The following is a 25,911-nucleotide window of genomic DNA, read 5'->3' on the forward strand; positions in this document are numbered from 1 at the left end:
GACAAAAAAGCCCGCTTTCACGGGCTTTTTTAAATGAGATAGCTTAATTCGACTGGAGCAGATTGCGTGTATTCAGCGTCTGGCTGCTTCTCTTTCCACGATTCTTTTCTGCTGCTAAAGCACCTCAGCGACGCATATCGTTCTGGCATTTATTCATCGTCTCGCTCTTTATTTGCGCGCTGCCGCTCGTAAAACTCATCTTCCGCTGCAATGATTTCATCCATCAACGAATCCATATCCACTGTGTGATTCTCTTCGACGAAGAGACCGGTTAGCGGTGTTTCTGGCGTTAATTTTCCATCTTCATATAACAGCCAAATTTCTTTCGCATAACGCGTTTGCAATAATTGTGGTGCGAACTGACCATAATAAGCGGTGATGTTATTCACATCGCGTTCAAACATTGATTGAGCATGGTTGTTAGCCGCGGCATCTACCGCCTGCGGCAAGTCGATAATTACCGGGCCATTCGCATCGAGCAACACGTTAAATTCTGATAAGTCGCCATGTACGATGCCTACACACAACATGCGCACAATATTGCGAATCATGGTATCGAAATCAGCAATGGCACTTTCTTCTGTTAAGGTCACATCGCTAAGACGAGGAGCGACCATACCTTCAACATCCGTGACCAGCTCCATCAGTAAGACGCCGTCGATACACATATAAGGCTGTGGTACGCGCACACCCGCGTTAGCCAGACGGAACAACGCATCGACCTCTGCCATTTGCCAGGACTCTTCTTGCTGCTTGCGTCCGAATTTGGAACCTTTTTGCATTGCACGGCTATTACGCGAATTACGGACTTTACGACCTTCCTGGTACTGCACGGCTTGCTTAAAGCTACGTTGCGTTGCTTCTTTGTACACTTTGGCGCACTGGATTTTGTCACCACATAAGACAGTGTACACGTCTGCTTCTTTGCCGCTTTTTAGACGCTGGAGCACTTCGTCTATCAGGCCGTCATCGACCAGCGGTTGGATTCTGTTTGGGATTTTCATGCGGCTTTATACCTTATTTCAGCCGCTTTTCGTATCAATAACACAAACGATGATACTGGAAAAAATTGGCAGAGTTTGGACAATGGCTATCATTGGGTTTTCGTCGTTTAGGCATCACGAAAACAATCACATTTTACGAGGTACTTCTCAAGGTGTCTAAAAAGTTTGGATTTATTCAGGAAAATTCAGATTTCGCAGCGCTAATTTAAGACACAAAAAAGCCCGCAGGGCTTGCGCCGTGCGGGCTCTTAGGACTTCATCAGATGACTCTGGTAATCACCGATGGAGAGTTCTGGGCTGGCGGAATCTGAATAAAACTCGCAAGCTCATGTATTTAGGCGTTTTTGTCTAATTCAACTTTTAGTTGTGTACCTAAGCGTGTACCAATTATTAGATCTCATACCCCGGAACGGCAGAGCAATGATAACGAATGCACGGCGCTAAATCCAAAATAAAATGATTTGAGAGAAAAGTATTCACACTGTTCAATTTTGGTTTTTACTTAATAAATTCATCGATTTAAATAGTGAAGGGTTTGAGATGGGATGTACACTAGTGTGCACTGAGGGTGATCACCTTAGCCACAATAATAAAAGCGACCGAAGCAGCTATGTATGATGTAAATTTATCAGATGCTGCATGTTAACTCTGTTCAGCTTTGTGCTAGGAGCTGATGTTGCGAACATCAGTCTGTGTTAAGCAACTGAGAGCAATAAAGAGGATGCAAATTTTTTTCAATAATAACAATCCCTCTGATATATCTATATGATATCTAATGATAAATAAGAAACCTTCAATCGCAATTTAGTCAAAATTTAGGATTTGCCTGATTGACAAATATACAAGATAATCATGACTTATCTTGTTTGATCGGGTGCTTTGACATGGAATTTCTAAGTGAATATTTGATTAATCAGATCGTGGGTGGAAAAGCTATATTGTTTTTAGGTGCAGGAGCGTCTTTAGGTACTCTGTCGCAAGATGGAAAGTTTAAGGGTTTAAGTGGTAACGGATTGAGAGATTTAATTTGTGACGAATTCTTGTCAGGTAAATCTAAAAGCAAAAATCTAAGCTATGTTGGCGCTGTGACTAAAGACTTAGCCGGAATGATCCCTGTTCATGAGCTAATTAAGAAACATACCAATGATCTCATCCCTACAATAGGCCACGAACTGATTACAAAGATTCGCTGGAAAGCGATTGCTACAACAAATTATGATGAGTTAGTAGAGAAATCTTATAAAGCAAACCAGAATGCACCACAAATCCTTAAAAGGGTGGTTGGTGATAATGATGATATTCAATCTATTCTCTCTAATGAAAATTCTGTTCCATTATTGAAGTTGCATGGCTGCATTTCCAGAATAAATGATCACAATCTTCCTTTAATCCTTTCAAGTCATGATTATCATAAGTTTAAATTAAATAGGGTCTCATTATTTTCAACACTCAAAGAACTTGCTTACAGCCATACAATCATATTTTGCGGTTATAGTATCTCTGATGAGAATGTAAGGGATCTTATATTTGATGTTAGTGAAGTCACGAATGAAAGGCCTAAATATGTTTTAGTAGACCCAAGCCTGGAAAAACAAGATATAATGTATTGGGCATCTAATCGATTCGAATGTTTACCTCTTACTTTTGTAGAGTTTATGCAAAAATTGAGTGAGCATTTTACCTCTTCAAGTTTGGTACTCAGCGAACTTTTATCAGAAACAACCACGACTATCAATAAATTTATAGCGTCTCATGATCGACCGAGCGAAAAATTAAATCAGTATATAGAAAGAGAATTGCTGCATATCCACGCAGGTTTAACTTCAGAGTCGGTTGAACCTAATAAGTTTTACAGAGGAAATAGTCGTGGATTCAGTTGGTTGATGAATGCTTATGATGTTTCAAGAGAAATTATTGATTCGATTATTGAAAACACTGTTTTTGATATCCAAAATGCAGAAGCGAAAAAGGCTTTGTTTTTTGTTGTTAAAGGATATGCGGGTAGTGGAAAATCAGTCTGTTTAAAAAGAACAGCGTGGGAAACTGGAATTACATACAATAAACCAACTTTTTTCCTCAGTGAAGGCGCGGAAATTAGGAAGGAGCTTATTTTTGAAGCAAGCTTGTTAATTAAAGAGCGGATTTATGTATTTATAGATGACATTTTAGATTTTGGTGATAAATCTTTAGAGCTAATTAAAGAAGCAAAAAAACTCAATTACCCTATAACTTTCATTACATCAGGTCGAACTAACGAGTGGAACACTCAAGGAGAGTTTTTTGAGCAAGAGTTAAATAGTTCATTTGACTTGCTTGATTTGAACAATAATGAAGTTGAGAGCTTACTTAATAAGCTAACTAGATATAATTGCTTGGGGTATTTGGGGACGCTCGCTGAATCAGAAAGGTTTTCGTATTTAAAGAGCAAGTTGAATAATCAACTGTTAGTTGCACTGCATGAGGCAACAGAAGGTAAAACATTTGAAGAAATAATAATTGATGAATATGAAAACATATACCCATTTGAAGCAAAGGTAGCATATTTGAATGTTTGTTCTCTGCATAGGTTTGATATAGGTGTAAGGGCTGGGCTTCTCTCTAGAATTGAAGGTGTTAACTTTAATGAGTTTTATAAAAAGCTAATGGCTCCATTAGAAAACATAGTTAATGTTACCTACGATTACAAAATTGGTGATTACGTTTATAAAAGCAGGCATCAACACATAGCAAATATTGTCTTCGCAAAGAAGTTACCAACTGCTGAGGAGAAATCCCAACAGATTATAAAAATAATAAGGTATTTGAATGTAAGCTACGATACTGATAATCATGCAATATCACAGATGATTAAGGGGAGAGTACTAGCAGAAGAATTTACTAATAAATCATTAGTTAACTCTATCTTTAATGTTGCAGAGGATGCTGGTATTCATCCTTCTGTGATTAATCATCAACGTGCTGTTTTTGAATTACATCACCCAGGGGGAGATTTGAGAGCGGCCCTTGGTTACATTATTAAAGCAGAAGAAGAACCAGGTACTCTTTTAAAAAGAACTCTTCAACACACTAAATCAAACATTTATAGGCGACTTGCATTGTCATCAAATGTAGATGGTGAGAAGCGAAAACTAAGGCAGGACGCATTATCTATTTTGAATCGTTCATTATCTGGAACTAGAGACTCCTTGCCATACTTCACAAAGGGTCAAATTCTATTTGAAGAAATTAAAGAACGTATGGAATTTATCAAGGATAACGATACAGAAAATGATGATGAAGTTTTAAGTGAATTAACAAAGCTAATGGAGTCAAATCTTGAGAAGGGCCTTCAACTTTTTCCATCGGATGATAAGTTGCTGATGCTCGAGTCTGATTACTCGAAATTTATTAAAGATTCCCCACGAGCTTTGAAGGCTCTTGAACATTCATTTAAAAAGAATAAAGACAGTATTTATACAGCTGTTCGCTTGGCTCGATCATACTACTTTACCGATAAAAAAACTGACGCCATTAATTTATTGCGAAATACCATTTCCAACCACCCAATAAATAAAACACTTCATTTTGAAATTGCCAAGCTTCTCATTGGTATAAATGAATTTGATAATCGTGAAGAAATTTTAACGCACCTTAAGAGGAGTTTCTCCACTGGTGATACACATTATGAAGCTAGATATAGTTATGCAAGGCATGAATATCTTTATGGCGACATTGTAAAATCTAAAAAGGAGTTTTTGGAACTCGCAAAAATACCTTACCCTCCATCAGTACTGAATAAAGTACGTGGAGAAATGAAAGATTCAGAAGGAAATAAAATAACTTATCATGGAACTGTTTCGACTGTTCATGGGTCCTTTTGCTTTATACAATGCATCGATTTTCCCGAGAATATTTATGTGCATTACAGTGCGTTAACTGATAGCTCAAAATGGCCGGATGTCATTCCAGGAGCGAAAATATCATGCTTTATCGGATTTAGTTTCAGAGGAGTAGCTGGCAATACTATGTCTATAGTGTAAGTGCTCTGCTCCCATATTATTAATAGGTAGCGAGGTTAGTGATACCTCCATCATGTCATAAGAAAGCTTCAAGCTTCCGCTCATCGCTGACCTTGGCTGACATTGATAATTGTATCATCTAAAAAAACCGGGCTAAGCCAGTTTTTTTTAGATGATTTGTCAGGCGCTACATGCGGGCAGCCAATCTGCCTCGCTGTCCTCATGCAATGTGAGGTTGGTCTGGATGCCGTTATTCGTCCGGCGCTTGAGCAGCACTCGCTCATACTCTTTCAACGTTAGCGGCACCGCCTGGCCGAAAGCCGTCAGGCTGAGCGGGTGCTGATGCCCACGCGATTCCATAAACGACAAATACGCATGATAGAGATAGCGCTTAGGGTTAATCGGGCGAATGTTAGCGTTACCGATAAACAGCCCGTTGGGCGTGCTCAACGGCATCAGATAGCCACAGAAATCGACCAGCGGGTCGGCCTGTCGCTTTATCTCCAGCGCTTCGCCGGATGACTGCTGCGCCTGCAGCATCTCGCGCGCTTCATCGGGTGACGCGAAGCGCTGCATCAAATGACGAACAATGACGGCCAGCTCAGTGCTGATTTTATCCAGTAGCTGCGGGTCGCGTTCTTTAGCCGGTATCACTTCCGGGAAGGTAAGGATTATCCGGCGACGTGATACGCCGCCGCTGCGATCGCTGAAACGCATCGGATTGTTGTTTACCGCCAGAATCACCGCCGGTATATACGTTGAGTAAGGATCGCGATATTTGGGATCGATGGCTACCGCATCGCCGCCGGTAATCGCCTTAATGCCCGCGCCGTCGCCATCATGCAACGTGAAGTCTTTCTCTTGAGGCTTAGCTTTAAGGATTTCGTTATTGGTGAGGGGGCGTGTATTCCGCGCCATGACTGATTTCCGTCCATAACTGGTACACGTTTTTGGCCCACATTATAGCGTGTACCTAAACGTGTACTAATAATCACTGAATTCAGACGGATCGTCTCGGATGGTTACAGACACAAAAAAGCCCGCAGGGCTTGCGCCATGCGGGCTCTTAGGACTTCATCGGATGACTCTGGTAATCACCGATGGAGAATTTTGGTGGAGCTGGCGGGAGTTGAACCCGCGTCCGAAATTACTACACCGTCGGCACTACATGCTTAGTCCAGTCTTTACATTCGCCGGTCAGCTGCGAACGGACACGCCACTGACAAACTAGCCTGATAGGATTTAACGCTTCAACCCCAGGCAGGGCGTCCACGCGATCTCTTTTGGGTTTGACCTCTCTTGATCCCCGTCCTAAGAGCGGAGGCTAGGGAGAGAGGGCTCTAAGCAGGTTATTAAGCTGCTAGTGCGTAGTTTTCGTCGTTTGCGACTATTTTTTTGCGGCTTTTAACGAGGCAAACCGCCCCTCGGCATGCTCCTAAGGCTTCACAATCCCGTCGAATCCAGAATCAGCCCCAAGACTTCAAATACTAGCAAAAAATCGCATCGGAATCCAGCGTTTAACGGCGGGCGTTCTTCATGATGCGCGCTTTATCCATTTGCCATTCACGATCTTTAATATCCGAGCGTTTATCGTGCTCTTTTTTACCGCGAGCTACGCCAATTTTCAATTTACACCACGCGTTTTTCCAGTATAGCGACAAGGCTACGATGGTATAACCTTCGCGATTTACTCGGCCAAACAGCGAATCAAGTTCGCGCTGTTTCAACAGTAGCTTGCGGGTGCGTGTTGGATCACAAACAACGTGACTTGACGCGACAGCTAAGGGTTGAAAGGTCGAGCCGAACAAGAAAGCTTCGCCATCGCGCAGCAAGATATAGCTCTCGCTGATGTTAGCTTTTCCAGCGCGGAGTGATTTAACTTCCCATCCTTGCAGCGACAAACCTGCTTCGAACTCTTCTTCGATGAAGTATTCGTGGCGGGCACGCTTGTTCATGGCAATTGTGGCAGAACCGGATTTGTGTGATTTTTTCTTTGTCATAGTGCTGAGTACTTTACATCACTTGGTCGGTTATCGCATCCCCTGTCCAGCGGGGCGTCAGGAAACAGGATATTCTAGCACACCCAAACACCGAGGAATTTTTGTTTAACCGCTGAAAATGCTATTATTTAGCGGTTTTGTGACGAACAGGAACCATTATGGCTCAGATTAGTCGTTCGGCGCTGGTGCCTTTCAGTGCCGGGCAGATGTACCAATTAGTAAATGATGTGGATGCGTATCCCCAATTCCTGCCGGGTTGTACCGGTAGCCGCGTATTGGATGCGTCAGAGAATCAAATGACAGCGTCCGTCGATGTTTCGAAAGCGGGCATCAGTAAAACGTTCACCACGCTTAATACGCTGACAGACAACCAGAGCATCCACATGCAGCTGGTTGATGGGCCATTTCGTAAATTAACTGGCGGCTGGCGTTTTGTCTCATTAGGTGATGATGCCTGTAAAGTGGAATTAAGCCTGGAGTTTGAATTTACCAACATGCTGGTAGAGATGGCCTTTGGACGCATCTTCAAAGAGTTGGCTAATAGCATGGTTCAGGCTTTCACTCAGCGGGCCAAAGAGGTTTACAGTGCCTGATATCTCCGTTGAGGTGGTTTATGCGCTGCCTGAAAAACAGTATCTGCGTTACGTTAAAGTAGAGCAGGGCAGCACGGTAGAACAGGCCATCAAAGCGTCAGGGTTACTGGAGTTGCGTAAGGAGATCGACCTTAGTAGTAATAAGGTGGGTATTTTTAGCCGTCCTGTAAAGCTAAGTGACAGCGTGGACGAAGGTGATCGTATTGAAATATACCGCCCGCTGATTGCCGATCCCAAAGAGTTGCGTCGGCAACGTGCTGAGCGGGCAAGCAGCAAAAAGTAAATCTATAAAATCTTCTTGCTCACCGCATGACTCTCTACAGGCCCGAGCCAGCGAAATAAAAAAAGGCGCTAAATGCGCCTTTTTTATCATTCTTGATCCCACACTAACCGCGTTTTGGAGTCAGGTTCGGCTTGTTATCAATGTTAGTGAGTACGCCATTACCGTCGAAGTTAAGCGTCAGCGTCTGCTGTTTTACGCTTTCATGACCCGGTTCCTGACGGAAAACGTAATACCAGACATTGCTGCCAAACGGATCTTTCATCATTGGAGTACCCAGCGTGTAAGCAACTTGTTGCTGAGTCATGCCGGTATGAATCTTGGCCACATCATTAGCAACCAGGTAATTACCCTGATTGATATCCGGACGATAAACCACGCGCTCTAAAGTGGAACATCCGGCGGTCATCATTAACATTACCACTGCCGCGGCAGTCAGCGTTTTACAGCGCATTTATACATTCCTTTTCTGGGGCCAAACGCCTTTCAACAGGCTTTTTGTTGCCATCAAAATCTGAACTCTGCTTGCGGCAGGCTTTATTACTTTGGCGACATAAGGTGCCGATGATAATAAACCTTTTCGCTATTGGGAACCTCTACAGAGCATGCATATGACCGCGCTGTGTTAAAAAAGTGCCTTCTTAGGCCGCTAAAAGTTCTTTAGCGTTAGCAAGCGTGTTGCGAGTGACTTCACTGCCGCCCAGTAAACGCGCCAGTTCTTGTAGGCGGGCTCGCTTATCCAGCGGCTGCATATGCGTTTCTGTCATCTCACCGTCCGTCTCTTTGCTAACGAAGAAATGTTGATGACCACAGCCCGCAACCTGCGGTAAATGCGTCACGCACATGACCTGAGTAGACTCGCCTAACTGACGCAGCAGCTTGCCCACTACCGCGGCCGTAGGTCCGCTGATACCGACATCAACTTCATCGAAAATCATTGCCGGCGTTTCCATTTTCTTCGCGGTAATAACCTGAATGGCCAAGGCGATACGGGAAAGCTCACCGCCTGAGGCAACTTTACCCAATGGTTGCAAAGGTTGACCCGGGTTAGTCGTAACCTGGAAATCAACGCGACTGGCGCCATCAGCAGTGAGCTGATCAGGATTAAACATTAGTTCAATAGTGAAGCGGCCATGTGGCATCGACAACATATGCATGCTTTGGGTGATCAACTGCTGCAATTCATTTGCGAACTTCAAACGCTGTTCATGCAATTGCTCAGCGCTGTGCAATGCAGCTTGATAGTGCTCAGTTACCAGAGTTTGCAAGCTCTCTTGATCACTCTCTTGCTGCGAAAGCAGCTCTGCTTCTGCCAACAACTGCTGATGAAATTCAGGTAAACCTTCAGGCGTGACATGATGTTTACGCGCTAGCGCGATCTGCCGAGAAATGCGCATCTCTAATTCGTACAAGCGGTTTGGATCAAGATCCAGGCTGTCGCAGTAGTGACGCAATTCATCGCTGGCTTCGCTGAGCTGAATCGCTGCTTCTTCAAGCAAATTGAATACGCCACTGACTTTATCGTCGAGCGTAACCAGTTCTGACAACATCTGACGAGCGCTATAAAGCAGGCTGTTCAGATTGCTGTCATCACTGTCAGCCAACAGTTGTAAGGCCTGCTGGCTGGTTGAAAGAAGTTGACCGCTGTTAGCCAGGCGTTTGTACTCTTCATCAATCTGCTCATATTCACCCGCTTGCGGTGCAAACTCATTCAGCTCTTTCAACTGATACTGCAGTAGTTCGCGACGCGCTTCGCGTTCAAACGCCAGCTGCTGATGCTGTGCCAGTGTGCGACAGCTCTGATGCCAGGTTTGATAGTGGCTGCGCATGCGCTGTAGCAAATCGTCATGACCTGCATAAGCATCTAAAAGGTGTTTTTGATGATCGGCTTTGAGCAACAGCTGGTGAGCATGTTGACCATGAATTTGGATTAGCAACTGGCCGAGATCACGCAGTTGAGAAAGCGGGACAGCAGTACCATTAATGAAACCACGTGAACGGCCATCTGCGCTGATGATACGGCGAAGCAGACATTCGTTGCCATCATCAAGATCATTCTCTTCCAGCCAGCGCTGGGCTGAAGGTGATAACTTTAACTGGAAGCGGGCACATAAATCGGCCCGGCTGGCACCCTGACGTACCATGTCAGCCTCAGCACGGCCGCCAAGGCATAAACCCAGCGCATCAATGGCAATGGATTTACCTGCACCGGTTTCACCAGTGATTGCTGTCATACCGCGTTGAAAATCAATGTCGAGCTCACGAACGATAGCGAAATTACTGATGGTCAGTTGTGCCAGCATAGAATCACCTGTATGTAAAAACAGATATGGTTTTTCATACAGTATAAACTGGTTTTTTATCCAGTAAAGAGGGCACGCAATTTTTTAAAATAATTTTTTTGACCAGCCGAGTTTGGAGCTTAGCGTATTGAAATAGCTGTAATTTTTTGGATGGATTAGGTTAAGGTGATTCTCACTACGCCTGATCAGAACATCTTCACCTTCCTGTATAGGCAAGGCAATTTGGCTGTCACAGCTGATTTCCAGGTCACTACGCCGTGATGAAAAACGTAATCGAATCGTACTGCTGCTGTTAATCACCAATGGACGCGCGGACAAGGTATGCGGAAACATAGGCACTAAAACAATGGCATCCAAAGAAGGTGTCAATATTGGGCCGCCGGCAGAAAGTGAATAGGCCGTTGAGCCGGTTGGCGTAGAAATAATTAAGCCATCTGAACGCTGCGAAAAGGCAAATACTTCGTCAATGTAGACTTCAAATTCAATCATATGTGCGACTTTGCCAGGATGAAGTACGACTTCATTTATCGCGCTACCAATACGTGGTGAACAGTCATGCCTGCAAACCTGCGCTTCCAGCAAAAAGCGGCTTTCGACAAAATAATTGCCCTGCAACACTTCATCTAATTGCTGTTGAGCATTATCAGGATCGAGATCGGTTAAAAAGCCTAAATTGCCGCGGTTAATACCAATCACTTTAATGTCATAACGCGCCAGTACACGCGCTGCGCCCAGCATGTTTCCATCACCGCCAACAACAACCGCAAGATCGGCTTGCTGACCGATTTCTGCAAGCGTACCGGTTTGCACATCATGCAGGGAAAGTTCCTGCGCGATCTGCTTCTCAACGATCACTTGATAACCTTTGGCTGTTAGCCAGCGCCAAAGCATTTCGTGGGTGGTGAGCGCAGTAGGATGACGTGGATGACCCACGATACCAATGCAGTTAAAGTGTTTGTTCATGTAATGGGTATTCCTTATAAGCTAAAACGGCAAGGCAATGTGATAGGTTCCCTTGAAACCGCCAAACCGATCCCCATAATAAGCCAACCAGCGAAATGAATGTGCAAAACGCGGAGAAATTCATGAGTAGTAAAGAACATAACACCCCTAACGAGCAAGTCTCAGACGAAATTGAGCAGGATCAGCAGCAACCACAGGACGCGGAGACAGCGGTTGAGGTGGATTCTCGTGATGAGCGTATCGCCCAACTTGAAGCCGAATTAGCGCAATCTCAGACCGGCGTTCGTGATGCGCAGCTGCGCGCGCAAGCAGAGATTGAGAATATTCGTCGTCGTGCTGAGATGGATGTAGAGAAGGCGCACAAGTTCGCGTTAGAAAAATTTGCTAACGAACTGCTGCCTGTTATCGACAGCCTTGAGCGTGCGATGGAAGTGGCTAATAAAGAAGATGAGAAGCTGGCGTCTATGATTGAAGGCATTGAACTGACGCTGAAATCCTTATTGGGTGCAGTACGTAAGTTTGGTGTAGAAGTCATTGGCGAAACGGGTGTGCCGTTTAATCCAGAAGTGCATCAAGCTATGTCAATGATGGAATCTGAAGATTTCGAACCGAATCACGTCATGTTAGTGATGCAGCGCGGCTATACCTTAAATGGTCGTCTGTTACGTCCGGCAATGGTTGCGGTAGCAAAAGCCAAAGGCTGAGTTTACGTCTGAAAATTGCTAGACGGCCGCGCATTGTCGCGGCCGTTTGCATTTGGCTTATTCAGGCAGAACAGGTGTCCAGTTAATGGGCGTTTTGCCTTCTTCAGTCAGAATCGCGTTGGTTTTAGAAAAGTGCTGACACCCAAAAAAACCACGATGTGCTGAAAGCGGGGAAGGGTGCGGAGCCTGTAAAACGTGATGGCGCTCGCGATCGATAATGCTGCCTTTTTTCTGCGCGTGAGAGCCCCAGAGTAAAAAGATCACACCTTCCCGATGTTGGTTGATGGCTGCAATGACATTATCCGTGAATGTTTCCCAGCCGAAACGCGCATGCGAATGCGCTTTTCCCGCTTCTACGGTTAAAACCGTATTCAGCAACATCACGCCTTGTTTAGCCCAGCTTTCGAGAAAGCCGTGATTGGGTTTTTGGAAGCCCTCAATATCTTGCTGCAACTCTTTATACATATTCTGTAGGGAAGGCGGGGTAGGAACGCCCGGCAACACTGAAAAAGCCAGACCATGCGCCTGGTTTGGGCCGTGATAAGGATCCTGTCCTAGAATAACAACCTTAATATCATCCAGCTCAGTTAAGCGAAACGCATTAAAAACATCTTTTTGGGGAGGATAAACAGTTATCCCTGCAGCACGCTCATTGGCAACAAGTTTTAAGGTTTCAACGAAGTAAGGTTTCTCTTTCTCTTCTGCCAGCACATCATGCCAGCTCAGCTTTTCAGCCATGTTTAGCTCCTTCAAAAATCGATGTCTTAAGCTTAGCTGTTCTCGCTAAAGAGCAGAAGGGTAAAAATATTTTAAAAAGACAACAAATGTTGATCAATGTTGTTCAGATAAATCAATAAGATAATAAAAGCGATTTTTTTTGCCCCGATGAGATTGATGCAGGTCAAATCTTCATCACTTCAACAATGCTATACCAACGCCTCTATTTGATTTCTTCACCAGATTGGCAATAGTCAATGCAATGCCTTGGAGGCTCAATCATGATTACTGGTATCCAGATTACTCAGGCTAACAATCCACAACTTCTCAACTCTTTCTGGCTGCTGGACGATGAGAAAGCAGAAGCGCGTTGCCTGTGCGCGAAAGGGGATTATGTAGAAGATCAGGTTGTAGCGGTGAAAGAGCTGGGTGAAATTGCGTATCGTGAAGTGCCATTGGAAATGAAGCCGCAGGTTCGCGTGGAAGGGGGGCAGCACTTAAATGTGAATGTGCTAAGCCGTGAAACGCTGGAGGATGCAGTTAAACACCCAGAGAACTATCCGCAGTTAACCATTCGTGTTTCAGGTTATGCGGTACGCTTTAATGCACTGACACCTGAACAGCAGCGTGACGTGATTACCCGCACTTTTACTGAAAGTTTGTAATAACGGCGTTCCGGCGCTTTTGAATCACCGGTAGAAAAAAGAGACAAGACTCACACAGCATGTTTTCTTTTTAAAATTATAAAGATAGAAAGAAATAACACCTTTCAGCGTGAGTGAACATTAGCTTTATACTGATCAGAGCTTAGTTTCATCTCCAACGCGTTATTAATCGTTATATAAACAAAAAAATCGCCTTTTTAGGAGGCGATTTTTTGTCTGGGTGTCGATTTATTCAGCTTTACCGGTAGTTGCTGCTTCACCGCTCGGCTTGCGGCGTTTGCCGACGTTTTTCATGTCACGATGACGTTTCTTCACACGTGGCTTTTCAACTTCTTTATCTTTGTTCTCAGAGCGCTTCGCAAGCACCTTTTTCGACGGTTTACCTGTCGCTTTTGCACTTGGTGCTCGCGTAGTCGGGCGCAACTCATCGATGGTACGAATCTTTATCGGCTCATTGACATAGCGGGTGATTTTACCCAGCAAGATATGGTCATGCGCTTCAACTAACGATATCGCGATACCTTTACGGCCCGCACGAGCGGTACGGCCAATGCGGTGTAAATAGGTATCTGCGGTGCGTGGCATATCAAAGTTGATGACGTGACTGACGTCATCAATATCGATACCACGCGCGGCCACATCGGTCGCGACTAAGACATTGATTCGGCCATCTACCAAGCGTTTCAGCGCTTCAGTACGCTTAGCCTGCACCATCTCACCTTCAAGATAGCTACTACGAATCCCTGCATCATGTAACCAGCTTACCAGCTCGTGTAAACGTTCACGCTTACGAACAAACACAATGGTACGCGTAGCTTCTGGCTGCTTTAACAGATGAACAAGCAGCTTGGTTTTATGCTCGAGATCATCAGCGCGGTAATACCACTGCTGGATTTTTTTACGCTCGCGACGGCTTGGATCGGCTTCAAGCTCAACCGGATCGTTAAGCAGACGCTCAGCAAAATCTTTGATGTTCTCGCCTTCCAGCGTTGCGGAAAACAGCATCGTCTGTTTGCGCCAACGCGTTTCAGCGGCGATGGTTTCGATATCCTGCGCAAAACCCATGTCCAGCATGCGGTCGGCTTCATCAAGAATCAGCGTCTCTACGGCGCGGCAATCAAAGTTCTCTTCTTTGATGTACTGCAACAGGCGTCCGGTCGTGGCAACGACGACGTCCTGATTCTCGCTGAAGACTTCAGCATGGTTCATGTAGGCGACGCCGCCGGTAATGGTCGCGATGTCGAGATGAGTATGTTTAGCCAGTTCACGCGCTTGATCGGCAACCTGCATGGCCAGTTCACGCGTTGGCGTGAGGATCAAAATGCGCGGTGGGCCTGATTTCTTACGTGGAAAGTCGAGCAGATGCTGCAACGCCGGTAGCAAAAATGCGGCGGTTTTCCCGGTCCCGGTAGGTGCCGAACCCAGAACGTCGCGGCCCTCCAGAGCGGGCGGAATAGCAGCAGCCTGGATCACTGTTGGGCGCGTGTAGCCTTTTTCCTGCAGCGCTTCTAGCAGGCTTTCGTCAAGTTCGAGTTCGGAGAATGTGGTTACTGTCATGGTCTACCTCAGTTTGGGGCGCTGATTATAGACAGATCAAACATAATCTTCATCTGTTAATCCGCATCCTCTGCGTCCGGCATCGTCTGTTACGTGAATTCCACTACACGTCACGTTACACTGATGCGCTGTCGTACGGCAGAAAAATCAATGGTAGCAGAGAATGATGCAGGACAAACCGGCTGGGCGGCCCCAGTTAAAAAAGAATGGTTTTACCTTTAAACAGTTTTTTGTTGCACACGATCGCTGTGCAATGAAAGTGGGCACTGATGGCATTTTATTAGGTGCATGGTCGCCCATTGCCAATGTAAAACGCATTTTAGATATCGGTAGCGGAAGCGGACTTATTGCGCTGATGCTGGCTCAACGCACGCCGGAAGCCGTACATATTGATGCGGTTGAACTGGATAGCCAGGCGGCACAGCAAGCACGCGAAAATATTCAACAGTCACCCTGGTCAACACGCATTCATGTTCACCCGCAAGATATTGCCTCGTGGGCTGAAAACAGCGAACAACGTTATTCATTAATCGTCAGTAATCCACCTTATTTTGCGCCTGGCATTGCGTGCTCAAGTCCCGAACGTGACAGTGCGCGCTCGACCGCGACGCTCGATCATCAAACATTATTGCGTAGCGCAGCGTTACTCATCGAAGAAGATGGCTTTTTTTGTGTAGTGCTGCCAGAAACGGTGGGGCAAGACTTTAGCGCGTTAGCGCTGGCTGATGGCTGGCATTTACGTTTCCGCCTTGACGTGGCGGAATACGCAGAACGTCCGCCACATCGTGTACTGCTCGCTTTTTCGCCCAGCCCAGGCGAAACGTTACTTGAACGCCTCGCTATCCGCGCTAAGGACACCCATTACTCAGAAGATTGGTGCGGCTTAACGCGTGACTTCTATTTGTTTATGTAAGCATCGGGAGCCAGTATCGTTGGCAAGGCTTCCGGCAGTAGATCAGGGTAATCGAGAGTGAAGTGCAGGCCGCGGCTCTCTTTTCGCTCCAGCGCACAGCGCACCATGAGATCCGCGACCTGCACCAGATTACGTAACTCTAATAAATTATTGGAGAGCCGGAAGTGAGCGTAATATTCATTAATTTCTTGCTGCAGCAAATTAATGCGGCGAAGCGCTCGCTCCAGCCGTTTAGTGGATCGGACAATCCCCATGTAATCCCACATAAATAACCGTAATTCATGCCAGTTGTGTTGAATCACAACGCGCTCGTCGGCGTCGTCCACTCGACTTTCATCCCACGCTGGCAACGTATCCACGAGGCTAATTTCAGGCAGCGTACGGATTAAATCTTCCGCTGCAGACCAGCCATAAACCAGACATTCCAGCAACGAGTTTGAGGCCATGCGGTTAGCGCCGTGTAAGCCGGTATAACTGACTTCACCGATAGCATATAAGCCGTTTACATCGGTACGACCTTGTTGGTCAACCATGACGCCGCCGCATGTGTAATGCGCCGCCGGTACTACCGGTATGGGGTCTTTAGTTAAGTCAAAACCGAAAGTCAGCAACTTCTCATAAATCATGGGAAAATGAGCGCGGATAAACTCTTCAGGCTGATGGCTTATATCAAGATACATACAATCTACGCCTAATCGCTTCATTTCATGATCGATTGCACGTGCCACCACATCACGCGGCGCTAATTCTCCGCGCTGATCAAAGTCAGGCATAAAACGAGTGCCATCTGCACGAACCAGTCGAGCACCTTCACCGCGCAGCGCTTCTGTGAGCAAAAAATTTTGCGCTTGTGGATGAAACAAGCAGGTCGGGTGAAACTGATTGAATTCAAGATTAGCCACGCGGCTACCGGCGCGCCAGGCCATGGCAATGCCATCGCCAGAAGCAATATCTGGGTTAGTCGTGTATTGATAGACTTTCGCTGCGCCACCTGTCGCCAGAACCACCGCTCGCGCGCAGCAGGTTTCAACTTGTTCGCGATTACGGTTCCAAATCCAGGCACCTACGACCCGACGTGGCCCTGGCAAGCCAAGTTTATCGGAAAGTATGAGGTCAACGGCATTGGTACGTTCGAGTATGCGAATATTAGGATGGTTTAGCGCCTGGCTAACTAAAGTCGTTTCGACTTCACGTCCGGTAGCATCAGCGCTATGTAAAATGCGGCGGTGGCTGTGCCCGCCTTCTTGGGTCAGGTGATAACGCATATCACCGGCAGCCTGCGGATCGAGATCAAAGGCAACGCCATTATCAATCAGCCATTGCACACAATGACGGGCATTGTTGGCGATAAACGAGACAGCGTTGCGGTCACATAATCCTGCGCCAGCAATTAATGTATCTTCAATATGAGAATCGATACTGTCATTTTCATCAAAGACTGCGGCAATGCCGCCCTGAGCATACAGCGTAGACCCTTCATTCACCTGCGCTTTGCTCAATACGGTGACGTTGTACTGCTGAGCTAAACGCAGCGCCAGGGATAAGCCTGCAGCGCCACTGCCTACAATCATGACATCGCACTGATAATCTGGAAGTGAGTGAGTTTTCATAGTGTTTAATTTACTAAACAAGGATGGGCCGAGCATAAGCTTTATGTCGATTTCTGTGAAGTATTTTGAACAAATTATCGACTCTAAAATCTCGTTTTTAAAATATATAGTTTCTTATCAGCGAGTTAGTACACGCATGGTTTAAAAAGTGTTTTTTATACCAAACATAGATGTGGGTAAGGATTTAAAGATGAAAAAGCCGTTGTCATGGGTTACTCTGCCAGCGATTTGCGCTCCTTACATTGAACGATAAACAACAAGCTGCATGATCTGCAGCGGAGCGGTAATAATCAGGGCGATAAGTGAACTTTACGCCATATCATGACTCTAAGCGCATGCTTGCTCAGAACAATGAGATGTGCTGGCAGTTCCTTTACGCATTAGAAATGAATTTGGGGAGACATTACCTCGGATGAGCGAGCAGTTAACGGATCAGGTTCTCGTTGAGCGGGTTCAGAAGGGAGATCAAAAGGCTTTCAACTTACTGGTTATTCGTTACCAGCATAAAGTGGCGAGCCTGGTTTCACGCTATGTTCCCTCAGGGGACGTGCCTGACGTAGTTCAGGAGTCTTTCATTAAAGCTTACCGCGCACTGGACTCGTTCCGTGGCGATAGTGCTTTTTATACTTGGCTGTATCGAATTGCGGTCAATACCGCTAAAAATTACTTAGTTGCTCAGGGGCGTCGTCCACCTTCTAGTGATGTGGATGCAATTGATGCGGAAAACTTTGAAAGTGCAGGTGCACTGAAAGAAATTTCGAACCCTGAGAACTTAATGTTGTCAGAAGAACTGAAACAAATTGTCTTTCGTACCATTGAGGCGCTTCCTGAGGATTTGCGTATGGCAATCACCCTCAGGGAACTGGATGGGCTAAGTTATGAAGAAATTGCCGCCATCATGGATTGTCCGGTAGGTACCGTACGTTCGCGTATCTTCCGTGCACGAGAGGCTATTGATAATAAGGTTCAACCGCTTATCCAACGTCAGTGATAACGGCTACTGGAAGGGTACTTAGGCATGCAGAAAGAAAAACTTTCCGCTTTAATGGATGGTGAAACCCTTGATAACGAACTTTTTTCGGCGTTATCAAAGGATGCTGAGCTACAGAAAAGCTGGGAAAGCTACCATCTGATTCGCGACACAATGCGTGGCGATGTTGGCGATGTCCTGCATTTTGATATCTCTGCACGCGTAGCTGCTGCCATCGAAAAAGAGCCGCTGCGTAAAATCACTACGTTGATTCCTGAAGCGCAGCCAGAACCGTCTCGCTGGGAAAAAATGCCGTTCTGGCACAAGATGCGTCCTTGGGCTGCACAGTTAACGCAGGTCGGCGTTGCAGCTTGTGTTTCTCTGGCTGTGATTGTGGGTGTTCAGCATTACAATCAGCCTGGAAACAGCAACGTTGAATCTTCAGATTCGCCGGTATTCAATACGCTGCCTATGATGGGCAAGGCATCACCCGTCAGTTTAGGTGTGCCGTCTGATGCATTTGATACCAACAGCGCTAATCAACAGGTTCAGGATCAGCGTCGTCGCGTTAATGCCATGCTGCAGGATTATGAATTGCAGCGTCGTTTGCACGCTGATCAACTGCAGTTTGAAACTGACGCGCCTAAACAAGCGCAAACCAATGTTCCCGGAACTCAATCCTTAGGAATTCAGCAGCAGTAATGAAGCAGCTTTGGTGTGCCGTTAGCCTGCTGGCAGGCAGTCTGCTTTGGTCATCTACCGCCCCAGCGCAAACCTCTGCGTCTGGGGCGTTGTTACAACAGATGGAGCAGGCAAGCCAGAACCTCAACTACGAATTCGCCTATATCAACGTTTCTCGCATCGGTATTGAATCGCTGCGTTATCGTCATGCCGTGATTGATAACCGCGTTTTCGCTCAGCTATTGCAGATGGATGGGCCGCGCCGTGAAATTATTCAGCGCGGTAACGATATTAGCTATTTTGAGCCCGGCCTTGATCCTTTCTCTCTGCCAGGTAATCACATCATTGATGCGTTACCGTCACTGATTTTCGCCGACTTCTCAAAACTCAGCAGCGCTTACGATTTCATTACTGTTGGCCGTTCTCGTATCGCCGATCAAATGTGCGATGTACTGCGCATTGTTTCGCGCGACGGCACGCGCTACAGCTATGTAGTCTGGCTGGATGTGGATACTAAGTTGCCGTTGCGAATTGATTTACTGGACCGTGATGGCGAAACGCTTGAGCAATTCAGGGTAATCAGTTTTGCTGTTGATGAAGGCGTACGTAATCTGATGCAAGGGCTGGAGAAAGCGAATTTACCGCCATCACTCTCCGTGCCGAAAGGCGATAAAGCGACGCTGACGTGGCAGCCCTCCTGGATTCCAGCGGGCATGGCGCTTGTGTCCCAAAATCGTCGTGACATCCCGGCAATGAACAAAAGCGTCGAATCACGGCTTTACAGTGACGGCCTGTTCAGTTTTGCCATTAACGTTACCTCAGCCGATAAAAGCAGCACGACCCAGACATTGCGCACTGGACGTCGTACCGTACAAACCGTTTTGCGTAATAATAGTGAGATAACGGTCGTCGGCGAGTTACCGCCTACGACGGCAAAACGCATTGCGGACAGCATCGATTTAGGGTCACAGAAATGATGAGAGAATGGGCCACCGTGGTGGCATGGCAGGATGGTATCGCAACGTTGCATACTGAGGCGAAAACCTCCTGTAGTAGCTGCTCAGCGCGTAAAGGTTGCGGCAGCCATATGCTTAACAAGCTTGGCCCAAAGAATGCTCATGTCATGCAGATCGCCAGCAGCAAACCGCTGGAACCGGGCCAACGTATTGAATTGGGTATAAAAGAAAGCAGTCTGCTCGGTTCAGCGTTACTGGTATATATGACACCGCTGTTTGGCCTTTTCCTTCTTGCTGGTCTATTTCAGGCGCTATTTAATAGTGATCTTGCGGCAGCGAGTGGGGCCTTATTAGGCGGCATTGGCGGTTTTATCGTGGCAAAAGGTGTGTCGATGAAATTTGGTGACCGCGAAGCCTTCCAGCCTGTAATACTCAATATCGCTTTACCGCCTGATGCGCTGCGCGTTGAAAGCGAAGCGTGATCCTCATCCAGGCCGCATAGCTCGCGGCCTTCGTCATGTCCCCTCTCGCCACAATCTGTTGTGATTCCATCACGTTCCATTCTTTTATGCGCGGCCTTAACAGTGTAATATGCGTCGTCATTAATGAGGCTGACAGGATTGTGGGTAAAGAGCGATCTTCCTGAATGTGTCTGTGCTCAGGTTTTCAACTGATTTTCTACGTGAAGATATTCATATAAATGAAGCACATCCGAAATTTCTCCATCATCGCGCACATTGACCACGGCAAATCGACGCTCTCTGACCGCCTGATTCAAATTTGTGGTGGCTTAACCGATCGCGAAATGGCTGCGCAGGTTCTGGATTCCATGGACCTGGAACGCGAGCGCGGTATTACTATCAAAGCGCAAAGCGTAACCCTCGATTATAAAGCGTTAGACGGCGAAACTTACCAGCTCAATTTCATCGATACTCCGGGACATGTTGACTTCTCTTATGAAGTTTCTCGCTCATTGGCTGCCTGTGAAGGGGCATTGCTGGTGGTGGACGCCGGGCAGGGTGTAGAAGCGCAAACCCTGGCTAACTGTTACACAGCGATTGAGATGGATCTGGAAGTGGTGCCGGTCCTAAACAAAATTGACTTGCCAGCGGCCGACCCCGATCGTGCGGCGCAAGAAATCGAAGATATTATCGGTATCGATGCCACTGATGCGGTTCGCTGCTCGGCTAAAACCGGCGTTGGCGTACCCGAAGTGCTTGAGCGACTGGTACGTGATATTCCAGCACCGGAAGGTGATCCTGATGCGCCGCTTCAGGCGTTGATCATCGATTCCTGGTTCGACAACTATCTTGGCGTGGTGTCACTGGTGCGTGTTAAGAACGGCACCATGCGCAAAGGCGACAAGATCAAAGTTCTGAGTACGGGGCAGGTTTACAATGCCGATCGCCTTGGCATCTTTACGCCGAAGCAGGTTGATCGCACGCAGTTAAACTGCGGTGAAGTAGGCTGGTTAGTCTGTGCGATTAAAGACATTCTTGGCGCACCCGTAGGCGATACTTTAACTGGCGCACGTAACCCAGCGGATAAAGCATTGCCAGGCTTCAAAAAAGTGAAGCCGCAGGTCTACGCGGGTTTATTCCCAATCAGCTCTGATGATTACGAAGCTTTCCGTGACGCGTTGGGTAAACTCAGCCTGAACGATGCTTCTCTGTTTTATGAGCCAGAAAGCTCTACCGCGCTAGGCTTCGGTTTCCGCTGTGGCTTCCTCGGTTTGCTGCACATGGAAATCATCCAGGAACGTCTGGAGCGTGAATACGATCTCGATCTGATCACTACCGCACCAACAGTGGTCTATGAAGTCGAAACCACCGGTGGTGAAGTGATCTATGTCGACAGCCCATCCAAGCTGCCGCCACTGAACAATATTCAAGAACTGCGTGAACCGATTGCAGAGTGTCATATGCTGCTGCCTCAGGAATATCTGGGCAATGTCATTACGCTATGTATCGAGAAGCGTGGCGTGCAAACCAACATGGTTTACCATGGCAATCAGGTTGCGCTGACGTATGACATTCCAATGGCTGAAGTGGTTCTCGACTTCTTTGACCGATTGAAATCGACGTCACGCGGCTATGCCTCGTTGGATTATAACTTTAAACGTTTTCAAGCCTCTAACATGGTGCGCGTCGACGTTCTGATCAACTCTGAACGTGTAGATGCGCTTGCGCTCATCACCCATAATGAAAATGCACCGTATCGTGGACGTGAACTGGTTGAGAAAATGAAAGAACTCATCCCACGTCAGCAGTTCGATATTGCAATTCAGGCGGCGATTGGCAACCACATCATTGCTCGCTCAACAGTTAAACAGCTGCGTAAAAACGTTCTCGCCAAGTGTTATGGCGGTGACGTTAGCCGTAAGAAGAAACTGTTGCAGAAGCAGAAAGACGGTAAGAAGCGAATGAAGCAGGTCGGTAACGTTGAGCTGCCGCAGGAAGCGTTCCTTGCCATTCTGCATGTCGGTAAGGACAGCAAATAAGGACTTACAATGGCTAATATGTTCGCCCTGATTCTGGCGATAGCAACACTGATTACAGGCATTATCTGGTGTATCGATCGGTTCAAATGGGCGCCTGCACGTCGTGCCCAACAAGCCGCAGCACAAGCACAGACAGGTAACACGCTGGACAGCAAAACGCTGGCAAAAGTGTCGCCGCAGCCCGGTCGGATTGAAACGGCAGCGTCCGTTTTCCCCGTTCTTGCTGTGGTGTTCATTGTGCGTTCGTTTATCTACGAACCGTTCCAGATTCCGTCTGGATCAATGATGCCAACGCTGTTGATTGGTGATTTTATTGTGGTTGAGAAGTTCGCATATGGCATTAAAGATCCCATTACGCAAACCACACTCATTCCCACTGGTCAGCCAAAGCGTGGTGACATCGCGGTATTCAAATACCCGAAAGATCCAAGCCTGGACTATATCAAACGTGTTATTGGCTTGCCTGGCGACAAAGTCACTTACGATCCTTACAGTAAAACGCTGACGGTGAATCCGAACTGCAACCAGGATAAAGCTTGTACGACTGCGTTGCCGGTGACTTATACCGATGTGGCACCAAGCAGCTTTATTCAGACCTTCAGCGGGTTTGATGGTAACGAAGCCGGTAATGGTTTCTACCAAGTCCCTCAGGGTGAGAACATGCGCGGCGGTTTGCGCCTGGGTACACGTAAAGAGACGCTGGGTAATGTTACTCATGACATTCTGCTGGTGAACGAAGCACAAAGTCAGGCGGGGATGTATTACCAGCAGCCAGGCCATCCACAGTCAAGTTGGGTGGTGCCGCAAGGGCAATATTTCATGATGGGCGATAACCGTGATAACAGCGCCGACAGCCGCTACTGGGGCTTTGTCCCAGAACGCAATCTGGTCGGTAAAGCGGTCGCTATCTGGATGAGTTTTGATAAACAAGAAGGTCAGTGGCCAACCGGTGTTCGACTCAGTCGAATTGGCGGCATTCACTGACAGTAATCGCCTGATCCTCAGGCAATCAAGTGGCCTCCAGCGGGAGGCCACTGCACACCAAACAGAATGTGTTGGAATCTCAGCCCTGTTTGGTATGCAGAGTCACAGACGCAAAAAAGAACTGGAATCGCATGAACCCCATCTTGATTAACAAGCTTCAGCGCAAACTGGGCTACACTTTTATTCATCCGGAATTGTTACAGCAAGCGCTCACACACCGTAGCGCAAGCAGTAAACATAACGAGCGTCTTGAGTTTCTTGGCGATTCTATTCTCAGCTATGTGATTGCAAATGCACTTTATCACCGCTTCCCGCGGGTAGATGAAGGTGACATGAGTCGCATGCGTGCCACGTTGGTACGCGGTAATACGCTGGCTGAGATGGCACGAGAGTTCGATCTTGGCGAATGCCTGCGTTTGGGCCCGGGTGAACTGAAAAGCGGCGGTTTCCGTCGCGAATCCATCCTCGCGGATACGGTGGAAGCGCTGATTGGCGGTATCTTCCTCGACAGTAGTATCCAGACGGTGGAACAACTGATCCTTGACTGGTATCAGACGCGCCTGGACGAAATCAGCCCTGGCGACAAACAAAAAGACCCTAAAACGCGCCTGCAAGAGTATTTGCAAGGTCGTCATCTGCCGCTACCAAGTTATTTAGTGGTGCAGGTGCGTGGCGAAGCCCACGATCAGGAATTCACCATTCACTGTCAGGTGAGTGGCATGGCCGAACCGGTAGTGGGCGTAGGCTCCAGCCGCCGTAAAGCAGAACAAGCAGCCGCTGAACAAGCGCTGATTAAGTTAGGACTCGAATGAGCGAACACGTTACCTATTGCGGCTTCGTCGCAATTGTAGGCCGACCCAACGTCGGTAAATCCACTTTACTGAACCAGTTGCTGGGGCAGAAGGTGTCGATCACCTCGCGTAAGCCGCAGACCACGCGCCACCGCATTATGGGTATTCATACCGAAGGCGCTTATCAGGCGATTTACGTCGATACGCCGGGCTTGCACATGGAAGAGAAGCGCGCGATTAACCGCCTGATGAACCGTGCAGCCAGCAGCTCAATCGGCGATGTTGAGCTGGTGATTTTTGTTGTAGAAGGCACGCGCTGGACACCAGATGATGAAATGGTGTTGAACAAGCTGCGCGACGGCAAAGTGCCGGTACTGCTTGCTATAAACAAGGTCGACAACGTTCAGGATAAAAGCATTCTGCTGCCGCATCTGAAGTTCCTTAGCGAACAGATGAACTTCATGGATATCGTACCGATTTCTGCAGAAAGCGGTAAAAACGTCGATACCATTGCCGCAATTTGCCGCAAGCACCTCAAGCCCGCTGAGCATCATTTCCCGGAAGATTACATCACCGATCGCTCACAGCGCTTTATGGCATCTGAAATCATTCGTGAAAAGCTGATGCGTTTCTTGGGTGCTGAGCTGCCTTATTCGGTCACCGTTGAGATTGAACGCTTCGTCTCTAATGAACGTGGCGGTTATGACATCAATGGTCTGATTCTGGTCGAACGTGAAGGGCAGAAGAAGATGGTGATCGGTAACAAAGGCGCCAAAATCAAAACCATTGGTATCGAAGCACGTAAAGACATGGAAGACATGTTTGAATCAAAAGTGCATCTCGAACTGTGGGTGAAGGTGAAATCGGGTTGGGCAGACGACGAACGTGCGCTGCGTAGCCTGGGTTATGTAGACGATCTCTAATCCGATGGAAGGCTGGCAACGCGCCTTTGTGCTGCATAGTCGCCCTTTCAGCGAGACCAGCCTGCTGCTCGATCTGTTTAGCGAGAGTCAGGGCCGGGTGCGTGTCCTTGCCAAAGGCGCACGCTCCCGGCGTTCACAGCTTAAAGGTGCGTTGCAGCCGTTTACACCGCTGTTAGTTCGCTGGAGCGGGCGTGGTGAGGTCAAAACGCTGCGCAATGCAGAAGCCGTGTCGCTGGCTTTACCGTTAAACGGCACGACGCTCTACTGCGGCCTGTACGTCAACGAGCTGTTGTCTCGCGTGCTGGAGCAGGAAATTCCCTTCTCGGAACTCTTTTTCGATTATCTCAATTGTCTTCAGGAACTGGCTGCTAGCAGCGGCTCGCCGGAGCCGGCGTTACGTCGCTTTGAATTGGCGATGTTGGGCCATCTTGGTTATGGCGTGGACTTCCTGCATTGTGCCGGTAGCGGCGAACCTGTTGCTGATGCAATGACCTACAGTTATCGCGAAGAGAAGGGATTTATCGCCAGTTTGGTCGTGAATCAGCGCAGCTTTACCGGGCGAGAGTTGCGTGCGTTGTGTGAGCGTGAATTCCCCGACGCGGCGTGCTTACGTGCCGCTAAACGTTTTACTCGCATGGCGCTGAAACCCTATTTAGGGGGCAAGCCATTAAAAAGTCAGGAACTGTTTCGCCAGTTTGTGCCGAAAAAGAAACCCGACGCGGCGAGTGAATAGCGCTGGTCATACCGCTTAAGGCTTGCAACACGTTACACTCATAATTTCGACGTTAAAGAACTGAGG

Annotated in this window: 23 protein-coding genes, 1 other RNA gene and 1 pseudogene; 15 read left to right on the plus strand and 10 right to left on the minus strand. The window is 47.3% G+C overall.

Going from position 1 to position 25,911, the window contains the following annotated elements:
* Nucleotides 1-149: 149 nt before the first annotated feature.
* Nucleotides 150-1,004 (minus strand): PA4780 family RIO1-like protein kinase, encoded by an 855-nt coding sequence (locus MUG06_RS00170; RefSeq protein WP_215845823.1) that lies wholly within the window; start codon nucleotides 1,002-1,004, stop codon nucleotides 150-152.
* Nucleotides 1,005-1,888: 884 nt separating this feature from the next.
* Here MUG06_RS00170 and MUG06_RS00175 point away from each other — a divergent pair.
* Nucleotides 1,889-5,023: an SIR2 family protein gene (locus MUG06_RS00175; RefSeq protein WP_243077375.1), complete on the plus strand. Its 3,135-nt coding sequence runs from the start codon at nucleotides 1,889-1,891 to the stop codon at nucleotides 5,021-5,023.
* 159 nt (nucleotides 5,024-5,182) lie between these two features.
* Here MUG06_RS00175 and MUG06_RS00180 read toward each other — a convergent pair.
* From MUG06_RS00180 to smpB, 3 genes and pseudogenes are all read right to left on the minus strand, one after another.
* Nucleotides 5,183-5,839, minus strand: a pseudogene (locus MUG06_RS00180) (primase-like DNA-binding domain-containing protein); the annotation flags it as partial.
* Nucleotides 5,840-6,113: 274 nt separating this feature from the next.
* Nucleotides 6,114-6,476, minus strand: a transfer-messenger RNA (tmRNA) gene (gene ssrA, locus MUG06_RS00185).
* A 43-nt stretch (nucleotides 6,477-6,519) separates the two neighbouring features.
* The gene (smpB, locus tag MUG06_RS00190) at nucleotides 6,520-7,002 is read right to left on the minus strand and encodes an SsrA-binding protein SmpB (protein WP_215845829.1); all 483 of its coding nucleotides are present in this window, start codon (nucleotides 7,000-7,002) and stop codon (nucleotides 6,520-6,522) included.
* A 158-nt stretch (nucleotides 7,003-7,160) separates the two neighbouring features.
* Here smpB and MUG06_RS00195 point away from each other — a divergent pair, with 158 nt between their 5' ends.
* Together MUG06_RS00195 and MUG06_RS00200 are read left to right on the plus strand one after the other, a co-directional pair.
* Entirely contained in the window at nucleotides 7,161-7,595 is a 435-nt protein-coding gene (locus tag MUG06_RS00195; protein ID WP_215845830.1) for a type II toxin-antitoxin system RatA family toxin, read from the plus strand.
* On the plus strand, nucleotides 7,588-7,878 hold the full coding sequence (locus MUG06_RS00200) for an RnfH family protein (RefSeq protein WP_215845831.1): 291 nt from the start codon (nucleotides 7,588-7,590) through the stop codon (nucleotides 7,876-7,878). Before MUG06_RS00195 ends, MUG06_RS00200 begins: the two co-directional genes overlap by 8 nt.
* Before the next feature lie 103 nt (nucleotides 7,879-7,981).
* On the opposite strand, the gene bamE is transcribed toward MUG06_RS00200, so the two are convergent.
* The 3 genes from bamE to nadK all read right to left on the minus strand — a co-directional run bounded on the left by bamE (nucleotide 7,982) and on the right by nadK (nucleotide 11,141).
* Nucleotides 7,982-8,329, minus strand: coding sequence for an outer membrane protein assembly factor BamE (gene bamE, locus MUG06_RS00205; protein ID WP_215845832.1), 348 nt, complete (start codon nucleotides 8,327-8,329; stop codon nucleotides 7,982-7,984).
* A gap of 187 nt (nucleotides 8,330-8,516) precedes the next feature.
* Nucleotides 8,517-10,178 (minus strand): DNA repair protein RecN, encoded by a 1,662-nt coding sequence (gene recN, locus MUG06_RS00210; protein WP_215845833.1) that lies wholly within the window; start codon nucleotides 10,176-10,178, stop codon nucleotides 8,517-8,519.
* A gap of 84 nt (nucleotides 10,179-10,262) precedes the next feature.
* Nucleotides 10,263-11,141, minus strand: coding sequence for an NAD(+) kinase (nadK, locus tag MUG06_RS00215; RefSeq protein ID WP_243077376.1), 879 nt, complete (start codon nucleotides 11,139-11,141; stop codon nucleotides 10,263-10,265).
* Between the two features lie 122 nt (nucleotides 11,142-11,263).
* Here nadK and grpE point away from each other — a divergent pair, with 122 nt between their 5' ends.
* Nucleotides 11,264-11,845, plus strand: coding sequence for a nucleotide exchange factor GrpE (gene grpE / locus MUG06_RS00220; RefSeq protein WP_215845835.1), 582 nt, complete (start codon nucleotides 11,264-11,266; stop codon nucleotides 11,843-11,845).
* A gap of 57 nt (nucleotides 11,846-11,902) precedes the next feature.
* Here the strand turns inward: grpE and ung are convergent, their stop codons facing one another.
* Nucleotides 11,903-12,583 carry a uracil-DNA glycosylase gene (gene ung / locus MUG06_RS00225; RefSeq protein ID WP_243077377.1) on the minus strand — a complete coding sequence of 227 codons (681 nt, stop codon included), beginning with the start codon at nucleotides 12,581-12,583 and terminating at the stop codon, nucleotides 11,903-11,905.
* Nucleotides 12,584-12,843: 260 nt separating this feature from the next.
* Between ung and grcA the strand changes: the two genes are divergently transcribed.
* The gene (grcA, locus tag MUG06_RS00230) at nucleotides 12,844-13,227 is read left to right on the plus strand and encodes an autonomous glycyl radical cofactor GrcA (protein WP_243077378.1); all 384 of its coding nucleotides are present in this window, start codon (nucleotides 12,844-12,846) and stop codon (nucleotides 13,225-13,227) included.
* 228 nt (nucleotides 13,228-13,455) lie between these two features.
* Here the strand turns inward: grcA and srmB are convergent, their stop codons facing one another.
* Nucleotides 13,456-14,784 carry an ATP-dependent RNA helicase SrmB gene (gene srmB / locus MUG06_RS00235; protein ID WP_215845836.1) on the minus strand — a complete coding sequence of 443 codons (1,329 nt, stop codon included), beginning with the start codon at nucleotides 14,782-14,784 and terminating at the stop codon, nucleotides 13,456-13,458.
* 163 nt (nucleotides 14,785-14,947) lie between these two features.
* Here srmB and MUG06_RS00240 point away from each other — a divergent pair, with 163 nt between their 5' ends.
* Nucleotides 14,948-15,697: a tRNA1(Val) (adenine(37)-N6)-methyltransferase gene (locus MUG06_RS00240; protein WP_243077379.1), complete on the plus strand. Its 750-nt coding sequence runs from the start codon at nucleotides 14,948-14,950 to the stop codon at nucleotides 15,695-15,697.
* On the opposite strand, the gene nadB is transcribed toward MUG06_RS00240, so the two are convergent.
* On the minus strand, nucleotides 15,682-17,343 hold the full coding sequence (gene nadB, locus MUG06_RS00245; RefSeq protein WP_243077380.1) for an L-aspartate oxidase: 1,662 nt from the start codon (nucleotides 17,341-17,343) through the stop codon (nucleotides 15,682-15,684). The two genes, MUG06_RS00240 and nadB, sit on opposite strands and share 16 nt — an antisense overlap.
* 376 nt (nucleotides 17,344-17,719) lie before the next feature.
* Here nadB and rpoE point away from each other — a divergent pair, with 376 nt between their 5' ends.
* From rpoE to recO, 9 genes are all read left to right on the plus strand, one after another.
* Nucleotides 17,720-18,298 (plus strand): RNA polymerase sigma factor RpoE, encoded by a 579-nt coding sequence (rpoE, locus tag MUG06_RS00250; protein ID WP_243077381.1) that lies wholly within the window; start codon nucleotides 17,720-17,722, stop codon nucleotides 18,296-18,298.
* A gap of 27 nt (nucleotides 18,299-18,325) precedes the next feature.
* Nucleotides 18,326-18,979 carry an anti-sigma-E factor RseA gene (rseA, locus tag MUG06_RS00255; RefSeq protein WP_243077382.1) on the plus strand — a complete coding sequence of 218 codons (654 nt, stop codon included), beginning with the start codon at nucleotides 18,326-18,328 and terminating at the stop codon, nucleotides 18,977-18,979.
* On the plus strand, nucleotides 18,979-19,935 hold the full coding sequence (gene rseB / locus MUG06_RS00260) for a sigma-E factor regulatory protein RseB (RefSeq protein ID WP_215845838.1): 957 nt from the start codon (nucleotides 18,979-18,981) through the stop codon (nucleotides 19,933-19,935). Before rseA ends, rseB begins: the two co-directional genes overlap by 1 nt.
* Nucleotides 19,932-20,396 carry a SoxR-reducing system protein RseC gene (rseC, locus tag MUG06_RS00265; protein ID WP_215845839.1) on the plus strand — a complete coding sequence of 155 codons (465 nt, stop codon included), beginning with the start codon at nucleotides 19,932-19,934 and terminating at the stop codon, nucleotides 20,394-20,396. Before rseB ends, rseC begins: the two co-directional genes overlap by 4 nt.
* Nucleotides 20,397-20,614: 218 nt before the next feature.
* Complete coding sequence (lepA, locus tag MUG06_RS00270; protein ID WP_243077383.1) at nucleotides 20,615-22,414, plus strand: translation elongation factor 4; 1,800 nt, start codon at nucleotides 20,615-20,617, stop codon at nucleotides 22,412-22,414.
* A 9-nt stretch (nucleotides 22,415-22,423) separates the two neighbouring features.
* Nucleotides 22,424-23,398: a signal peptidase I gene (lepB, locus tag MUG06_RS00275; protein ID WP_243077384.1), complete on the plus strand. Its 975-nt coding sequence runs from the start codon at nucleotides 22,424-22,426 to the stop codon at nucleotides 23,396-23,398.
* Between the two features lie 131 nt (nucleotides 23,399-23,529).
* Nucleotides 23,530-24,210, plus strand: a complete 681-nt coding sequence (gene rnc / locus MUG06_RS00280; protein ID WP_215845841.1) for a ribonuclease III — start codon at nucleotides 23,530-23,532, stop codon at nucleotides 24,208-24,210.
* Nucleotides 24,207-25,112 (plus strand): GTPase Era, encoded by a 906-nt coding sequence (era, locus tag MUG06_RS00285; protein ID WP_215845842.1) that lies wholly within the window; start codon nucleotides 24,207-24,209, stop codon nucleotides 25,110-25,112. Before rnc ends, era begins: the two co-directional genes overlap by 4 nt.
* A gap of 4 nt (nucleotides 25,113-25,116) precedes the next feature.
* Nucleotides 25,117-25,845: a DNA repair protein RecO gene (gene recO, locus MUG06_RS00290; protein ID WP_243077385.1), complete on the plus strand. Its 729-nt coding sequence runs from the start codon at nucleotides 25,117-25,119 to the stop codon at nucleotides 25,843-25,845.
* The last annotated feature ends 66 nt before the right edge of the window (nucleotides 25,846-25,911 follow it).

The sequence above is a fragment of the Pantoea sp. MQR6 genome (genome assembly GCF_022761075.1).
GTDB classification, from domain to species: domain Bacteria; phylum Pseudomonadota; class Gammaproteobacteria; order Enterobacterales; family Enterobacteriaceae; genus Pantoea; species Pantoea phytostimulans.

Coding starts and splice junctions, on each gene's coding strand:
- MUG06_RS00170 (WP_215845823.1), bottom strand. CDS start 1,004: ATGAAAATCCCAAACAGAATCCAACCGCTGGTCGATGACGGCCTGATA.
- MUG06_RS00175 (WP_243077375.1), top strand. CDS start 1,889: ATGGAATTTCTAAGTGAATATTTGATTAATCAGATCGTGGGTGGAAAA.
- smpB (WP_215845829.1), bottom strand. CDS start 7,002: ATGACAAAGAAAAAATCACACAAATCCGGTTCTGCCACAATTGCCATG.
- MUG06_RS00195 (WP_215845830.1), top strand. CDS start 7,161: ATGGCTCAGATTAGTCGTTCGGCGCTGGTGCCTTTCAGTGCCGGGCAG.
- bamE (WP_215845832.1), bottom strand. CDS start 8,329: ATGCGCTGTAAAACGCTGACTGCCGCGGCAGTGGTAATGTTAATGATG.
- recN (WP_215845833.1), bottom strand. CDS start 10,178: ATGCTGGCACAACTGACCATCAGTAATTTCGCTATCGTTCGTGAGCTC.
- nadK (WP_243077376.1), bottom strand. CDS start 11,141: ATGAACAAACACTTTAACTGCATTGGTATCGTGGGTCATCCACGTCAT.
- grpE (WP_215845835.1), top strand. CDS start 11,264: ATGAGTAGTAAAGAACATAACACCCCTAACGAGCAAGTCTCAGACGAA.
- ung (WP_243077377.1), bottom strand. CDS start 12,583: ATGGCTGAAAAGCTGAGCTGGCATGATGTGCTGGCAGAAGAGAAAGAG.
- grcA (WP_243077378.1), top strand. CDS start 12,844: ATGATTACTGGTATCCAGATTACTCAGGCTAACAATCCACAACTTCTC.
- srmB (WP_215845836.1), bottom strand. CDS start 14,784: ATGACAGTAACCACATTCTCCGAACTCGAACTTGACGAAAGCCTGCTA.
- MUG06_RS00240 (WP_243077379.1), top strand. CDS start 14,948: ATGATGCAGGACAAACCGGCTGGGCGGCCCCAGTTAAAAAAGAATGGT.
- nadB (WP_243077380.1), bottom strand. CDS start 17,343: ATGCTCGGCCCATCCTTGTTTAGTAAATTAAACACTATGAAAACTCAC.
- rpoE (WP_243077381.1), top strand. CDS start 17,720: ATGAGCGAGCAGTTAACGGATCAGGTTCTCGTTGAGCGGGTTCAGAAG.
- rseA (WP_243077382.1), top strand. CDS start 18,326: ATGCAGAAAGAAAAACTTTCCGCTTTAATGGATGGTGAAACCCTTGAT.
- rseB (WP_215845838.1), top strand. CDS start 18,979: ATGAAGCAGCTTTGGTGTGCCGTTAGCCTGCTGGCAGGCAGTCTGCTT.
- rseC (WP_215845839.1), top strand. CDS start 19,932: ATGATGAGAGAATGGGCCACCGTGGTGGCATGGCAGGATGGTATCGCA.
- lepA (WP_243077383.1), top strand. CDS start 20,615: ATGAAGCACATCCGAAATTTCTCCATCATCGCGCACATTGACCACGGC.
- lepB (WP_243077384.1), top strand. CDS start 22,424: ATGGCTAATATGTTCGCCCTGATTCTGGCGATAGCAACACTGATTACA.
- rnc (WP_215845841.1), top strand. CDS start 23,530: ATGAACCCCATCTTGATTAACAAGCTTCAGCGCAAACTGGGCTACACT.
- era (WP_215845842.1), top strand. CDS start 24,207: ATGAGCGAACACGTTACCTATTGCGGCTTCGTCGCAATTGTAGGCCGA.
- recO (WP_243077385.1), top strand. CDS start 25,117: ATGGAAGGCTGGCAACGCGCCTTTGTGCTGCATAGTCGCCCTTTCAGC.